The 15,178-nt window shown below is 68.9% G+C and carries 8 protein-coding genes, 5 tRNA genes and 1 other RNA gene; 12 read left to right on the forward strand and 2 right to left on the reverse strand.

The window, feature by feature from the left end:
- Positions 1-83 precede the first annotated feature (83 nt).
- Positions 84-1,397 carry an NAD(P)/FAD-dependent oxidoreductase gene (locus tag HUA76_RS42885; RefSeq protein ID WP_141647249.1) on the reverse strand — a complete coding sequence of 438 codons (1,314 nt, stop codon included), beginning with the start codon at positions 1,395-1,397 and terminating at the stop codon, positions 84-86.
- A gap of 196 nt (positions 1,398-1,593) precedes the next feature.
- On the opposite strand from HUA76_RS42885, the gene HUA76_RS42890 reads away from it, so the two are divergent.
- The 9 genes from HUA76_RS42890 (at position 1,594) to ffs (ending at position 8,783) form a co-directional block, all read left to right on the forward strand.
- Entirely contained in the window at positions 1,594-6,132 is a 4,539-nt protein-coding gene (locus HUA76_RS42890; protein ID WP_174464192.1) for a tetratricopeptide repeat protein, read from the forward strand.
- A 136-nt stretch (positions 6,133-6,268) separates the two neighbouring features.
- On the forward strand, positions 6,269-7,549 hold the full coding sequence (gene serS, locus HUA76_RS42895) for a serine--tRNA ligase (RefSeq protein ID WP_174464216.1): 1,281 nt from the start codon (positions 6,269-6,271) through the stop codon (positions 7,547-7,549).
- A 100-nt stretch (positions 7,550-7,649) separates the two neighbouring features.
- A tRNA-Ser gene (locus HUA76_RS42900) sits at positions 7,650-7,736 on the forward strand.
- A 42-nt stretch (positions 7,737-7,778) separates the two neighbouring features.
- Positions 7,779-7,868 (forward strand) — tRNA-Ser (locus tag HUA76_RS42905).
- A gap of 30 nt (positions 7,869-7,898) precedes the next feature.
- Positions 7,899-7,972 (forward strand) — tRNA-Arg (locus HUA76_RS42910).
- 24 nt (positions 7,973-7,996) lie between these two features.
- Positions 7,997-8,464, forward strand: a complete 468-nt coding sequence (gene tadA, locus HUA76_RS42915) for a tRNA adenosine(34) deaminase TadA (protein WP_174458527.1) — start codon at positions 7,997-7,999, stop codon at positions 8,462-8,464.
- 6 nt (positions 8,465-8,470) lie between these two features.
- Positions 8,471-8,557 (forward strand) — tRNA-Ser (locus HUA76_RS42920).
- A 13-nt stretch (positions 8,558-8,570) separates the two neighbouring features.
- A tRNA-Ser gene (locus HUA76_RS42925) sits at positions 8,571-8,657 on the forward strand.
- 33 nt (positions 8,658-8,690) lie between these two features.
- Positions 8,691-8,783: signal recognition particle sRNA small type (gene ffs / locus HUA76_RS42930), an RNA gene on the forward strand.
- A 110-nt stretch (positions 8,784-8,893) separates the two neighbouring features.
- Here the strand turns inward: ffs and HUA76_RS42935 are convergent.
- The gene (locus HUA76_RS42935; protein ID WP_174464193.1) at positions 8,894-10,348 is read right to left on the reverse strand and encodes a glycosyltransferase family 39 protein; all 1,455 of its coding nucleotides are present in this window, start codon (positions 10,346-10,348) and stop codon (positions 8,894-8,896) included.
- A 107-nt stretch (positions 10,349-10,455) separates the two neighbouring features.
- Between HUA76_RS42935 and HUA76_RS42940 the strand changes: the two genes are divergently transcribed.
- The 3 genes from HUA76_RS42940 to HUA76_RS45020 all read left to right on the forward strand — a co-directional run bounded on the left by HUA76_RS42940 (position 10,456) and on the right by HUA76_RS45020 (position 15,098).
- On the forward strand, positions 10,456-11,994 hold the full coding sequence (locus tag HUA76_RS42940; RefSeq protein ID WP_174464194.1) for an NAD(P)/FAD-dependent oxidoreductase: 1,539 nt from the start codon (positions 10,456-10,458) through the stop codon (positions 11,992-11,994).
- A 55-nt stretch (positions 11,995-12,049) separates the two neighbouring features.
- Complete coding sequence (gene dnaX, locus HUA76_RS42945; protein ID WP_141647245.1) at positions 12,050-13,264, forward strand: DNA polymerase III subunit gamma/tau; 1,215 nt, start codon at positions 12,050-12,052, stop codon at positions 13,262-13,264.
- Between the two features lie 415 nt (positions 13,265-13,679).
- Complete coding sequence (locus HUA76_RS45020) at positions 13,680-15,098, forward strand: DNA polymerase III subunit gamma/tau (RefSeq protein ID WP_371823610.1); 1,419 nt, start codon at positions 13,680-13,682, stop codon at positions 15,096-15,098.
- Positions 15,099-15,178 lie beyond the last annotated feature (80 nt).

Raw genomic sequence — 15,178 nt, forward strand, 5'->3', positions numbered from 1 at the left:
GTCCGGACAGGCTGCGGTCCGGTCCGCCTAGCATGCCCCGCGCCACCCGTCGACAAGATGCGGCGCGGCGCGTCTCGACTTCGTCAGCCGTTCAGCGTCCGGGCACACGCCCGCCCGCCAAGGATGGCGTCCTCCATGGACGAGTACTCCCACTGTCCATAGCGGCCCGCCGTGAGGATGCCCGCGTGCTCCAGGAAACGGAGGATTTCCGCCTTCGCGGGCCCGTAAGCGTCGTCATAGAGGACGTAGGCGTGGGGAATCTCCCGGGCCTGGGCGAAGAGGACGTCGTCCGCGGAGTGGATCATCTGCGAGCGCAGCAGGTCCTCCACGGCGTACTTCTCCGCGGCGGCCGGGGACAGCTCGCCGTGGTGGCTGTACTCCACGTAGAACGTCGCGGTGTCCTTGGGGGCCAGCGCGTCGTACACCGCCGAGGGTGAGCCGATGCGGTACGTGTGGAACTCCGGCTCCGGCAGGTAGATCCAATGCCAGGGCTGCCGGTTGGCGCCCTTGGCGGCCACGGCGACGTAGGTGACCGTGGTGGCGCGCAGACGCTTCGCGGCGGCGACGACCTCGTCGGGCACTCCCGAGGCGCCCTGGGCCAGGAGCCGCACCAGGCCGGGCAGCGACACGGTGGACACCAGCCCCGAGTAGGACAGCGTCCTGCCGTCGGACAGCACGACCTTGCGCGCCTTCCAGTCGATGGAGGTGGGCTCGGTGCGGACGCTCAACTCGCCGCCCTTCAAGTCTCGCAGCATGGCGCGGGCCAGGCTCTCGATGCCGCCCTCGCGCGGGTAGACGAAGGACGCGTTGTAGCCCACCGCGTCGCTGCCCGCGCCGAGCGCTCCGTCCACCACTTCCTTGAGAGAGGGCCGGGGCACGAAGCGACCCACCCAGGCGGCGGACAGCTCACGGGGGTGCACCGTCCAGAGCTTCTGGTTGTAGGGCACCATGAAGTTCTTCGCGAAGCCCTCGCCCATGTAGCGGAGGATGAACTCCTCGAAGTCGCGAGGCTCCCGCTCACGCAGCGCTCGGCCCTTCTCGCCGTAGATGGCCTCCACGTACCCGACGAGGTTCTCCGCGACGACGTCCGGCGGCAGCCCGTGGGTGTTCACCTGGTACGGGAAGCGCGTGAAGACGCCGCGCGTGAAGATGCCCGCCTTGCGCTGGATGCGGACCATCTGCCCCGGCAGCCAGCGTGTGTTCACCAGTTCCTGGATTTCGGCGTCCCGCAGGTGGAGCCAGTGCCCGGTGGGGTCGAAATAACACCCATCGATGACCTCGGTCTTGATGAGGCCGCCGACCCGGTCTGACTTCTCGATGAGGAGCCAGGGCTTCTGGAGGAAATGGGCGGTGGAGAGACCCGCGAGCCCCGCTCCCAGGATGACGATGGGTTCCATACCGGGTCGGTCCTACCACCTCCTCCGGGTGAGGGGGAGCCGAACGCGCGGTGCCAGGGGCGCGAAATCTCAAGCCCCCTCGGCCGCCCGCCTGGGAGTAAAGGGGGGGACCGCTTCCACTGCGGGCTGGCGCGTTCTTTCCGGGCTGGAAACGCCTCTGGTAGCCTGCGCGCGCCGGTCCCGTCGAAGGAACCCCATGAAAGTCTCCTGCCCGTCTTGCCAGACGAATTACAACATCGATGACAAGCGGATCCCCCCGGGTGGCGCGAAGCTCAAGTGCGCCCGGTGCCAGACCACCTTCCCCATCAGACCCGAGGGAGTGAGCGCAGCGGCCCCTGCCGCGCCTGCTCCGTCGGCCGCAGCCATTCCGCTGCCCGGTGCGTCCGCGCCGAGCGCCGCCGCGATTCCCCTCCCCGGGGCCGCGCCGTCGGGCGCCATCGCGATTCCCCTCCCGGGCGCCGCGCCCTCCGGGGCCATCGCCCTGGGGCACGAGGCCATTCCCCTCCCGGGCGCCGCCCCACAGTCCGATGGCTTCGGCTACGACTCGGGTGCAATTCCGCTGCCCGGCGCCTCCGCTCCGCAAGACGACTTCGGCTACGACGCGGGCGCCATTCCGCTGCCCGGTGCCTCCGCTCCGCACGACGACTTCGCCTTCGACGCGGGCGCCATTCCGCTGCCCGGCGCCTCCGCGCCGCAGGATGATTTCGGCTACGACGCGGGCGCCATTCCGCTGCCCGGCGCCTCCGCGCCGCAGGATGACTTCGGCTACGACGCGGGCGCCATTCCACTGCCTGGTGCCTCCGCGCCTTTCGACTCCGGTGCCATCCCGCTGCCGGGTGTCGCGTCTTCGTCTGGCGCCATTCCCCTGCCGGGCGCGGTGGACGCGTTCAGCGAGGGCTTCGACGACGTGGAGCCGCCCGTCCGCCAGGACCGGGACGTGACGCGGGTCGTGGCCATTCCGATGCCCAACGCGGCGTTCCGCGAGCCGCCGCGGCCCGCGGCACCCCCTCCGCCCAAGGCGGGGCGCGAGTTCGACTTCTCGGACGACTCGCTGGCGCCGCCGGTGGACCTGGCCCACGGCTCCGTCGAAATGCCCGACGTGACGGGCACCGCGCGCGACTTCGACTTCTCCGACGACGCGCTTCCCGTGCCCGCGCAGCCTGAAGCGGATCCTTTCGCCTTCGACGTCGAGACCCCGAGCGGCGAAGCCACCGCCTTCGCGCTGCCGCCCACGCCCAACCCCGCGCATGCCGGCTACCCGGTCGAGGCGAACCCGTTCGCGCTGCCTCCGCCTCCCGCGTACGCGGAGGCGCCCATGACGGAGGACCCGTTCGCGCTGCCTCCTCCGCCGTTGGAAGCAGACCCCTTCGCGCTGCCTCCGCCTCCCGCGTATGCGCAGGCGCCGATGACGGAGGACCCCTTCGCGCTGCCGCCTCCGCCCTCGGGGGGACCGTCGTTCGACTTCGCCGAGCTGCCCGTGCCCGCGGGGGAGGACCCGTTCTCCGCGTCGCCGCCCACCGCGGGAGCGATGGACTTCTCGGACCTGCCGTCGCCCGCCGCGCCCGGGATGGACTTCTCCGACCTGCCGTCGCCAGCCGCGCAGCCGCAGGACCTGTCGTTCGACTTCGCCTCGCCCCCCTCGCCCGGGTTCAACGCGGATTTCGGTTCCGCGCCCGCGCCGGTGCCGGACTTCAGCCTCGACTTCGCCGAGCCCCCGCCTCCCGCCGCGCCTCCCGCGTCGTTCAACCCCTCGGTGGACTTCGGCGACGTGGACTTCGGGATGCCGCCGACTCCCGCGGCGTCGCCCGGCATCCCGGACTCGCTCGAGTTCGACCCCACCGCCAGGCCCGGTGACGACCTGGAAGCGGACCTCTCCGACCCGCTGCCGCCCCCGCCCAACGCGGGTCCGGCGGACGGCCTGGAGATGCTGTCCTTCATCGACGACGCCGCGAGCCGCGAGACGGGCCAGGCCGGCGCCAAGGTGCGCCGCTTCCACGTCCGCCGTCGCTCCGGCAAGGTGTTCGGCCCGTTCGACGAGGGCGTCGTCGTCAAGATGCTCGAGGACGGGCAGCTGCTCGGCAACGAGGACGTCTCCCTGGACTCGGAGTCGTGGTCGGCCATCGGCACCATCCCCACCTTCGCCTCCGCCATCCAGCGGCTGATGGAGGGCCCGTCCAAGGTCGTGGCCGCCGCGCCCGTCGCCACCGCGTCGGACTCCGAAGCCCCTCGCGCCGACCCGGGTGGAACGCAGGCGAACATGCGTCGCCTGGAGCAACTCTACGAAGGCCGCATGGCCGCGGTCTCCGTCGTGGACCGCAGTGGCGCCGATGCGAAGATCAAGAAGCGCATCCCCCTGTTCATCGCCGCCGGCGTGGCCGTGTTGATGCTGGGCATCGGCGTGGGCACGGAGTTCGGCACGCGCTACGGCGCCTTCGGTCGCCGGGCCATCTTCCCCGCGCGCGTCTCGGACGGCTCCCCCCAGGCGCAGCTCGTGAGCCAGGCGAGCCAGGCGCTCCTCCAGGACACCTTCGCCAGCTACAAGCAGGCGCACACCCTCTCCGCGCAGGCGCTCCAGGAGAAGGAGTATCCGGCGGTGCGCTCGCTGTGGTGCCAGTCCGTCTACTACCTGCAGCGCAAGTACGCCGCGGCCGACATGGCCGACATGAGCCGCTGCCGCGAGGCGATGGCGGACATCGCGCTGCTGGGCGAGAAGGACGTCGACGTCATCAAGGCGGCCGCGTCGCTCGCGCTCACCTCCCGACAGGCGGACGCGGCGCTGCCCCCGCTGCTGGACGCCTTCAGCCGCGAGGCGAACCAGGCGGACCTGGAGCTGGCCTTCCTCGTGGCCGAGGCCCAGGCGATGAAGCGCGACCAGAACAGCGCCATCGAGACGCTGAAGAAGGTGCTCGCCGCGGACCCCAAGTCCGCCAAGGCCCACCACGCGCTGGGCAACCTGCACCAGGCCGCGGGCCGTGCCGACGAGGCCGCCGCCTCGTACGCCGCCGCGCTCGAGGCCGACCGCAAGCACGCCGCCTCCGCCGTGGAACTCGCGGCCGTGCAGCTGCTGGTGCGCAAGGATGCCGAGAAGGGCACCCAGTCCGTGGAGGAGGCTCTCGCCGAGGACGTCCAGTCCGCGCTCGGTCCCGCGGAGCTCGCTCGCGCCCGGGGACTCAAGGGCGTGGCGCTCTTCCACCAGCACAAGCCCAAGGAGGCGGAGGCGGAGCTGAAGTCCGCCCTGGAGAAGGACCCTCAGTCCGACTTCCTCAAGGCGCAGCTGGCCCACGTGATGCGCGCCCAGCGCAACTACGAAGGCGCCCTGCCGCTGTACACGGCGCTGGCCTCAGAAGAGGGTGACAACCTGGAGTACGCCGACGGCCACATCACCTCGCTGGTGATGACCGGGAAGATGCAGGCCGCGCTGGAGGCGGTGCAGAAGGCCAGCGGGAGCTTCCCCAATGAGGCCCGCATCGCCTACCTCTACGGCCGCATCGAGGACGCCCTGGACAAGCTCTCCGAGGCGGAGGGCCACTACAAGCGCGCCATCGCCGCGGACGCCACCCTGGTGGAGGCCAACCTCTACCTGGGCCGCTTCTACCTGCGGCAGCGCCGCAACGCGGAGGCCCGCACCCAGTTGGAGCAGGCCGCCACCAAGGCCCCGGACCTCGCGGGCGTGCGCGCCGGTCTGGGTGAGCTGGCCCTGGCGGAGAACAACGCGCTGTTGGGCCAGCAGGAGTTCGAGCGCGCCGTGCAGCTCGACCCGAACCTCGCCGACGCCCACCTGGGCCTGTCGCGCGTGGCGCTGCTCAACAACGACTTGGAGAAGGCTCAGACGGAGGCCAACCGCGCCCTGGAGCTGGACCCCCACTTGCTGAAGGACGGCCGGCTGCAGCGCGGCATCGTGCTGTGGCGCCTGGGCAAGCTCGACGAGGCCGTGGCCGAACTGGAGAAGGCCAAGGCCGAGGACCCTCGCTCCACCACGATTCCCATCACCCTGGGCGCGGTGCTGCTGGAGCGTGGAGACCTGCCCGGCGCGGAGAGCAACCTGGGCCTCGCGCTGAGCAACGAGCCCTCCAACCACGAGGCGCTCTACTACCTGGCGCTCGTGAAGGCGAAGCGGATGGAGTTCACCCAGGCCATGGACGCCATGCGCAAGGCCGTGGAGCGCGCCCCCAAGCGCCCCGACTACCACTACGCCTACGGCGTCATCCTCCGCGACGCGAAGAACCTGCCGGACGCCATGCGCGAGTGGAACACCGCCGTGGACCTGGACCCGGCCAACGCCGACGCGCACGAGGCGCTCGGCCACGCCCACCTGGAGAACGGCGAGTTCGACGAGGCCATCTCCTCCTTCGAGGACAGCCTCAAGTCAGACCCGCGCCGGACCCGGGTGCTCGGCTCCATCGGCGACGCGTACTTCAACGCGGCCCGCTGGAACGACGCCATCAAGCGCTACCAGACGGCCCTCAAGGCGGACGCGAAGCTGACTCACGTCTACTACAAGGTCGCCCGCGCCTTCACCGAGCAGGCCCAGCACGCCAAGGCCATCGACTGGTACCGCAAGGCCTCCAGCGTCGAGCCGGAAAACCCGATGACCTACTACTACCTGGGCTTCGCCTATAAGGAGAAGAACAAGCGCCGGGAAGCCGTGCAGGCCTTCAAGGACTACCTCGTGAAGAAGCCGGACGCGACGGACAAGAAGGACATCGAGGAAGAGATCTACGACCTGCAGAACTAGCCGGCAGCCGACAGCCGGCCGTCCTTCCAGGGATGGCCGGCGTCAGGCCCCCGGCGGCCGGGGCGTCCGCCCTTGAGCACCCCGGGCGCGAGGAGTCTTGCTGACGCCCACCGAGGGTGACTACAAGGCGTCCCCCATGCTGGACCTCCGGAACGTTGCGCAGAACTTCGATGCGGTCGTCGCTCGCCTGAAGACGCGGGGCGGCAACCTGGATCTCGGCCCCTTCCAGGCGCTGTTCTCCGAGCGCGGGAAGCTGTTCGCCTCCATGGAGGCGCTGGCCGCGCGCCGCAACGCCGCCAACGAGGAGATGAAGAAGAAGGCGAAGGAGGACCCCAATGCGCTGGACGCACTGCGCGGCGACCTTCGCGCCGTCTCCCAGGACATCAAGGACAAGCAGAACCGCCTCAAGGAGGTGGAGGAGGAAATCGACCGCATCCTCTTGCTCATCCCCAACTTGCCGCACGAGTCCGTGCCCGTGGGTGCCAGCGCGGACGAGAACGTCCAGGTGAAGAGCTGGGGTGAGAAGCCGAACCTGCCCTTCACGCCGAAGCAGCACTTCGAGCTGGGGGAGAAGCTGGGCATGCTCGACTTCGAGCGCGCCGCGAAGGTCTCCGGCAGCCGCTTCACCTTCTACAAGGGCGCCCTGGCGAGGCTTGAGCGTGCGCTCGTCACGTTCATGATCGATGTGCACACCCAGAAGGGCTACACGGAGCTGCTTCCGCCCTATCTGGTGCTGCGCGAGACGATGATGGGGACGGGCCAGTTGCCCAAGTTCGAGGATGACGCCTTCAAGACGCTGGGCGACCCCGAGCGCTTCCTCATCCCCACCGCGGAAGTGCCCGTCACCAACTACCACGCGGACGAAATCCTCGAGGGCGAGTCGATGCCCATCCGCTACTGCGCCTTCAGCCCGTGCTTCCGCGCGGAGGCGGGCGCCGCCGGCAAGGACACTCGCGGCCTCATCCGCCAGCACCAGTTCCACAAGGTGGAGATGGTGAAGTTCGCCCAGCCCGACAAGAGCCTGGAAGAGTTGGAGTCGATGACGGACGACGCGTGCGACATCCTGCGCCGCCTGGGCCTGCACCACCGGGTGATGCTGCTGTGCACCGGAGACATGGGCTTCTCCGCCCGCAAGACGTACGACATCGAGGTCTGGCTGCCGGGGCAGAACGCGTACCGGGAGATTTCGTCCTGCTCGGACTGCGGCGACTTCCAGTCCCGCCGGGCGAAGATTCGCTTCCGGGCCCAGAAGGGGGACAAGCCGCAGCTCGTCCATACCCTGAACGGCAGCGGGCTCGCGGTGGGCCGCACTTCCATCGCCATCCTGGAGAACTACCAGCGGGACGACGGCACCGTCGCCATCCCGGAAGTGCTCTGGCCCTACATGGGCGGCATCAAGGAACTGAAGCCGCTCTAGAACTGTGATCATCCGCTTGCAACGGGCGCGGAATGAGGTAGAAGGGCGGCCCCACGGTCGACGTCGGTCCGAGGGACACCGCCGGCTGAAGTTGTTGTATGGAGGCGTGGCCGAGCGGTTGAAGGCAGCGGTCTTGAAAACCGCAGAGGGTGCAAGCTCTCCGTAGGTTCGAATCCTACCGCCTCCGAATTTGTGCTTGAATTTTGCGGTTCTTTGACAGAGAAGAGTTGGAGAGATGGCCGAGAGGCTGAAGGCACAGGTTTGCTAAACCTGCATACTCGAAAGGGTATCGAGGGTTCGAATCCCTCTCTCTCCGCCACCTGTTGTTGTAGCAGTGCGTGAAGATTTTGCTCCCTTAGCTCAGCTGGATAGAGCGTCGGACTACGAATCCGAAGGCCGGAGGTTCGAATCCTCCAGGGAGCGCTCCCTTCTTTTCACGCCGTCTCCATGAGTGACGACGAAGCTTTCATGCAGCAGGCGCTCGCGCTCGCGCGGGAAGCCGCGACACTCGGAGAGGTCCCCGTCGGTGCGGTAGCGGTCCATGATGGAAACATCATTGGAACGGGTTTCAACCGTCGCGAAGTGGACCGCAATCCCCTTGCCCATGCGGAAGTCCTCGCACTGGATGCCGCTCGCAGGCATCTGGGGGTCTGGAGGATGACGGGCGTCACGCTTTATGTGACGTTGGAACCGTGCGCGATGTGCGCCGGTGCGCTGGTGCAGTCCCGGGTGACGCGCCTCGTCTTTGGCGCCATGGACCCGAAGGCAGGTGCAGTCGGCTCTCTCTACAATCTGGCCGAAGAGCCTCGTCACAACCACCGGCTCCAGGTCACGAGTGGTATCCTGGCGGAAGACAGCCGGATTCTTCTAAAGTCGTTCTTCGAGCGCTTGCGCGCGAAACGACGCGACAATTGAATACTTGGAGAGCTGGCCGAGTGGTCGAAGGCACCTGACTCGAAATCAGGCATACCGGGAACGGTATCGTAGGTTCGAATCCTACGCTCTCCGCTCCAGACTTCTTGGAGAGGTGGCCGAGCGGTTGAAGGCGCACGCCTGGAACGCGTGTATATCTGAAAGGGTATCGTGGGTTCGAATCCCACCCTCTCCGTAGTTGTTGTTTCAGCAGTCGATGTCTACATCCTTTGTGGTCGGGACAACGTGGGGGCGCGAACCCCGCCAGGTCCGGAAGGAAGCAACGGTAGCGATCTACCGCGTGTGTCCCGGCCGTTCTGAAGAGCCAGTCTCCCGTTTCGGGGGTCTGGCTCTTCGCCTTTGCGGGCAAGAACACGAGGGGACGCCAGGCGCCTTGCTCACGCCCTCCCCTACCGAGCTTCTGACTCGGCTTCAGTCGCGGACGAGCAGCGTCTCTCGGCCAATGCGCTTCGCGATTCGGAAGCCCGCCGCCTGGATTTCAGGCAGGGCCCGGTCCTCGAAGGTGACAACGCGATTGAAGCGCCGCTCGCGCATGCCCTGCTGGAAGGCGCCGTCCCGGGGCCAGTCGCAGGTGAGCCAGGGAATCTCCTGGCCCAGGTAGAAGAAGCCGCCGGAGCCCCACAGCCCCTCGTTGACGATGACCAGCCCTGTCGCGCCTCCCATCCGGGTCGCCGCGACGATGGCGCGGAACTGGTCCGCGCGGAGATCATTGGGCGGGAAGAAGAACGCGGAAGCGAGCCCCGAGGCCAGCGCCACCGTGGCCAGCCCCCAGCGCACTGCCCCGTGGGCCCGCGAGGTGATGAAGGCGGCGATAACGGGGGCCGCGGCGAGGAGTCCCAACACCAGGGCCGGGTAGAGGAAGCGCTCCTCCTTGTGCGCGGTGGCCAGCAGCACCGCCAGGTAGATGCCCGCACACGTGAGCGGCAGGGACACGCCGGCCTTGCGCTTCAGGGCCCAGAGGCCCAGCGGCACGGCGGCCCAGCCCCAGAGGGGGACCGCCATCAACAGGGGCATCGCGTAGAAGCCCGGGGTCGCCGAGCCGAAACGGGCCGCCGCTTCTCCGGACAGGACGTTGAAGCGGACGTACTTGAAGAACGAATGGAAGGGGCTGCCCCAGGTGACGTGGTCCAGCAGACCCAGCCCCGCGGCCACCACGAGTCCCCCCAGGCAGGTGAAGGCCAGGAGCTTCCAGCGTCGGGCGGCCATCAACCAGAGCAGCGCCGCGACGACACAGATGGCGGACGGGTAGCGCGTGACAACGGCGAACCCCAGGGCCGCGCCACCGACGAGGCCCGCCCTGCCCTCGCGCTCGCGCCGGTCCAACGCCTCCATCGCCACCACGAGGAAGGACGTGGAGAACGACTCCGCCAGCGTGCGTCCGGCGAAGACGAGCACCGGTCCATAGAGGCCCAGCAACAGGACGGCCAGCCAGCCTCCCGCGGGGCCAGCTCGACGGGCGGAGAAGCGGTATGCGGCCCACAGGCTCCACGCATGCAGCGCGAGTTGGGGGACGGCCACCACCGCGCGATAGCCCTGGGGGTCGGTGATACCGAGCATCCGCGCCAGCTTGAGGAAGGCCGCCAGCACCCCAGGCACAGCCCAGTTGCGGATGCCATCGCGCCACTCCCACGCCAGCACGCCGTAGCCGTGGACGCGCCAGTAGGCGGGTTCCAGGGCCTGATAGACCTCGTCGGGATGGATGCGGCCCAGCTGCGTCACGGCGACGATGGCGGGCAGGAGCGCCACACCCGCGAGCGACAACCAGGTGAGGCGTGTGTGCTTCCGAGGCTCGGGACGATGAGCATCGGCCGGCGGGTTCTCGAGCGACACGGGGGCGGTGGGTGCGTCGGGCAGGGGTGCGGACACGGGCGGTGGGGACTCTCCCCGGCCCCGCGCCCGGGTGCAAGCCAGGTGACGTTTGTCCGGCAGGCCCTCGCTCGGGTAGGAACGCGGTTCCCTGAGGAGGAAGACACATGCCGGACGTCATCGTGGTGGGAGCGGGACATAACGGGCTCGTGACAGCGGCGATGCTCGCGCGCCGGGGCCTGTCAGTCACTGTCCTGGAGGACAAGGACGTCATTGGCGGAGCGTGCCGCACGGAGTACCCGTTCAAGAGCGCGCCGGGGCTTGGCGTGTCCACGGGCGCGTACCTCCTGGGCCTGATGCCGCCGGAGCTGTTGCGCGAGCTGGAGCTGGACCTGCCCCTCAAGCGGAGGGACCCGCACTACTTCCTGCCCACCACGGGCAAGCGATATCTCTTGTTCGGCTCGGACGAGCGCGAGCTGAAGCGCCAGTTCCTGGAGTTCTTCTCCCAGGAGGACTGGGAGGCCAACCAGGCGATGAACACGGAGCTGGGCGCGCTGCGCGACGACCTGGCCCCCTCGTGGCTCCTGCCTCCGCTCTCCATCGAGGAGACCGCCGAGCGCTACATCCGTCCCGCGCTGCGGCAGAACTTCATCCAGCTGTGTCGGGGCTCGGCGCGCCAGTACCTGGAGCGCTTCCGCTTCAAGTCCGACTTCGTGAAGGCGATGTACGCGGTGACGGACGCGTTCTCCGGGCTGGATGGCGGCTATGACACGCCGGGGACGGGGATGAACCTGCTCGTCCACAACATGTGCCGACTGCCCGGCAGCGGCGGCACGTGGATGATTGTCGGCGGCGGCATGGGCACCGTCACCCAGTCCATCGCCAACGTCGCGCGCAAGTACGGCGCCACCATCCGCACGGGCGCGAAGGTGACCTCCGTCCGCGTGGACGCGGGCGTGGTGAAGGGCGTGGTGCTGGAGAATGGCGAGGAATTGAGCGCCAACGTCGTCATCTCCAACGGCGACCCGTTCCGCACGCTGAAGCTGGTGGACTCGGCGGCGCTGCCGGCGGACTACCGCGCGAAGGTGAACGCGATGGCGGTGCCGGGCACCACGCTCAAGGTGAACCTGTGCCTGAAGGACCTGCCCAGGTTCACCTGTCTGCCCGAGGACAAGGGCCAGTTCGGTCCCACCATCCACCTGCTGCCGCAGGAGGACGACGTGCTCGGCGCGCTGGAGCGCTCGTACCGCGAGACGCAGGCGGGCAAGCTGTCGGAGTTCCCCTCCATCGAGTGGTACATCCACACCACCGTGGACCCCACGCTGCGCGACGCCGAGGGGCACCACAACTCCGCCCTCTTCGTGGAGTGGGTGCCCTACAAGCTGGAGGGCACCACGTGGGAGAAGGAGGAGTCGCGGTACGTGCAACATCTGCTCTCCATCTGCGACCGCTTCGCCCCGGGGACCAGTGACAAGGTGCAGGAGTACTTCGCTCTCACGCCCCCGAAAATCGAGAGTCACTTCGGAATCACGGGGGGCCACATCCACCATGTGGACAACAAGCGGGGCTTCACCGACCGGCTGCCCTACGAGACGCCGGTGCAGGGGCTCTATTTCTGCAGCGCGGGCTGTCACCCCGCCGGCAGCGTCATCGGCGCGGCCGGCCACAACGCCGCGGGCGTGGTCCTCAAGGCCCTGGGACGCTGAGTCCCAGCGCCTGGAGATGGATCCTCCGCGCCATCGTGTTTAGATGAAGGCCCCCATGAGCTACCTCGTCCTCGCGCGTAAATGGCGCCCGCAGAAGTTCGATGACATGACCGGACAGGAGCACGTCGTCCGGACCATCGCGAACGCCATCAAGATGGACCGGGTCGCTCATGCGTACCTGTTCTGCGGCCCTCGTGGTGTCGGCAAGACGACGGCCGCTCGACTGCTCGCCAAGGCCCTCAACTGTGAGAAGGGCCCCACGGCGACTCCGTGCGGCGAGTGCCGGGCGTGCATCGAAATCGCCAACGGCACCAGCGTGGACGTGGCGGAGATCGACGGTGCGTCCAACAACGGCGTCGAGAACGTCCGCGAGATTCGCGAGAACGCGAAGTACCTGCCGCAGCGAGACCGGCACAAGATCTACATCATCGACGAGGTCCACATGCTGTCCGGAGCGGCGTTCAACGCGCTGCTCAAGACGCTGGAGGAGCCGCCCGGTCACGTGAAGTTCATCTTCGCGACGACGGAGGCGCACAAGCTCCCGGACACGATTCTCTCGCGCTGCCAGCGTCACAACTTCCGCCGCATCTCCGCGGCGCGGATGCTCCAGCGGCTCCAGGAGATCTGCAAGGCGGAAGGCGCGGGCATCTCCGACCGTTCGCTGTCGCTCGTCGTGCGCCAGTCCGAGGGCGGCATGCGCGACGCGCTGAGCCTCCTGGACCAGGTGCTCGCCTCGTGTGGCGCCAGTCCGACGGATGAAGAAGTCGCCGAGGCCCTGGGCGCCATCGACCGGACGATGGTGCAGGACTTCGCCGAGGCGCTGGTGCGCAAGGACGCCAAGCGCATACTCGAGCGCGTGGAGGAGGTCTTCAACCGCGGGCTCGACTTGAAGCGGCTCGCGGAGGAGCTGGCGCTCCAGTTGCGCCACCTCTTCGTCACGAAGACGCTGGGCGAGGCGCCCGCCGAACTGGCTGAGTCCGAGCAGAAGGCGCTCATCGCGCTGGCGAAGGAAGCAGAGAGCGCGCAGCTCACCCGCCTGTTCGACGTGGTGCACGGCAGCGTCTGGGATGTGTCCCGTGCGGCGCAGCCAAGGCTCGCGTTGGAGATGGCGCTCCTGAAGGCCATCCAGTTGTCGCCGGGTGGATCCATTCCGGAGCTGCTGGCGCGGGTAGACCGGCTCGCCGCCGGACTTCCCCAGGGTGAGGGTGCCAACAAGACCAATGCTGGAGCGCCAGGAGGTCGCTCCAGCTCCACGAACTTTCGCGCCTGAGCCCCGCCAGGCTCCTCGTCCGGAAGTCTCCGCCCCGCCTCCCCCCACCTGGGAGGCTCGCGGTACAGCCTTTGATTCCGCTGCTTCGATAGCGCGTGCCCCTTCGGTACCGGCGCCCGCTGGAAGCGCGTCCGGGCCTCTCTCCGATGTCGATACTCGGATAGGGGGGGATGCGCCGTGGTCGACCCAGGGAGCACCTCGCGACACGGGCGCGGCTCGAGTCAGCGAGCACACCCAGGTTCCTCAAGCACCGCTCGGTGCAGGGCCCGCTCGATTCACCGAGTCGACGCAAGGGGGCCAGACGCCGCACTCGGACGGGACTCCTCCCGACGCCCACACCGCTCGCTACGCCGAGCCCGCACAGGCACCCTTCGCCCAGAGCGCTTCAAGCGACGCAAACACCACACGCTACGCTGTGGCCACACAAGGCTCACAGGCGCCCTTCGCCCAGGACGCTTCGCGCGACGCAATCCCCACTCGCTACGACGAGTCCGCACGGGGCTCGCAGGCCCCGAACGTCCAGGCAGCGCCGCGTGACTTCGGAGCCTCGCGCCACGACGAGTCCGCACAAGGCCCGCAGGCCCCAAACGTCCAGGCTGCGCCGCGTGACTTCGGAGCCTCGCGCTACGACGAGTCGGACTACGTGGCCGAGCCTCCAGATGACATCGAGCTGCCTCAGCACCCTGGCGGCGCATCAGACTCAGGCCTCTCGGGTGCCTGGAGCCCACCTCCGCCCCCCACCGTCGCGCCTCCCGTCGCCGCCACCGGCCCGGTGATCGCCGGCCTGCCGCCCTCCGCCGCGCGTCCCCTGTCCTTCCTGCGCAATGCCACGGGCGGGCAAACCAGCACGGAAGCCCCTCCTCGCCCCGGCGGCTTCGCCGTCGCCACGGGCGGGCAAACCAGCACGGAAGCCCCTCCTCGCCCCGGCGGCTTCGCAGTCGAGACTCCCCTGCCCTCGGGCCCCGTGCTGGACGGACTGCCACCCTCCGCCGCGCGTCCCCTGTCCTTCCTGCGCCAGGGCACCGCCACCCCGCCCTCCGTCGGGACCGCCCCCTCCGCGCCCGTGGGCTCGCCCGGACCTCACGCCGGAGCCACCCCGCTCTCTCGCACCACCGAGCCCGCGCCCAGTGTCCGCGTCATCAACGTCCGCAAGCCGGAAGCCCCACCGGGCCCGCCCGAGTCCGTGGCCGTCGACGACGAGGACTCGCGCTTCTACCCGGAGGAAGCCTCCCCGGGCGGCTGTGCCTCCGGCGAGTGCATCCCCGAACCCGAGCTTCCCGCCGCCGAGCCGGAGCCGGAGCCGCCTCCCGTGCTCGCCACCTCGCCCGCACCCGCGGGGGCACGAGGCCGCGACAACCCGAACCTTCCGCTGATTGAGCGCTGGCGCGCCGCGGTGGAGAGCGTCAAGGCCTCCTCCCTCCGGCACGGCACCGCGCTCGCCAACGGCCGTCTCGTGTCGATGAAGGCCGGAGAAATCATCCTCGGCTTCCTGCCCTCCGCCGGCCTGCACCGGATGACGGTGTCCGCCGCGGCGGGGAAGACCATCATCGACAAGCTCCTCGCCGAGCACTTCGGCCGAGCGGTGAAGCTCTCCTTCCAGGACGTGTCCGCCGACGACACGCGGGCCTCGCTCAGCATCGCCGAGCGTGACGCACAGAGCCGGGCCACCCACGAGAAGAACACCGAGAGCAAGGTGCGCAACCACGCCTCGGTCCGCGCCGTGCTCCTGAGGCTGGGTGGAGAAATCGAGCACATCCAGATCTACGAGCCCGAGCGCCCCGCCGCCGCCTCGCCCGCCGACGCTCCAATCGAAGCCCCCGACGACAGCGCCTGACTTTGTCCCCGCGCAACGGTAGGGTGCGCGCCACACTCCACGCCCGAGCGGACCCATGAAGGGTGCCGCTCCCCCGAGTA

The organism is Myxococcus sp. CA056 (genome assembly GCF_013336715.1).
In the GTDB taxonomy this organism is placed as follows: domain Bacteria; phylum Myxococcota; class Myxococcia; order Myxococcales; family Myxococcaceae; genus Myxococcus; species Myxococcus llanfairpwllgwyngyllgogerychwyrndrobwllllantysiliogogogochensis.

Coding starts and splice junctions, on each gene's coding strand:
- HUA76_RS42885 (WP_141647249.1), bottom strand. CDS start 1,397: ATGGAACCCATCGTCATCCTGGGAGCGGGGCTCGCGGGTCTCTCCACC.
- HUA76_RS42890 (WP_174464192.1), top strand. CDS start 1,594: ATGAAAGTCTCCTGCCCGTCTTGCCAGACGAATTACAACATCGATGAC.
- serS (WP_174464216.1), top strand. CDS start 6,269: ATGCTGGACCTCCGGAACGTTGCGCAGAACTTCGATGCGGTCGTCGCT.
- tadA (WP_174458527.1), top strand. CDS start 7,997: ATGAGTGACGACGAAGCTTTCATGCAGCAGGCGCTCGCGCTCGCGCGG.
- HUA76_RS42940 (WP_174464194.1), top strand. CDS start 10,456: ATGCCGGACGTCATCGTGGTGGGAGCGGGACATAACGGGCTCGTGACA.
- dnaX (WP_141647245.1), top strand. CDS start 12,050: ATGAGCTACCTCGTCCTCGCGCGTAAATGGCGCCCGCAGAAGTTCGAT.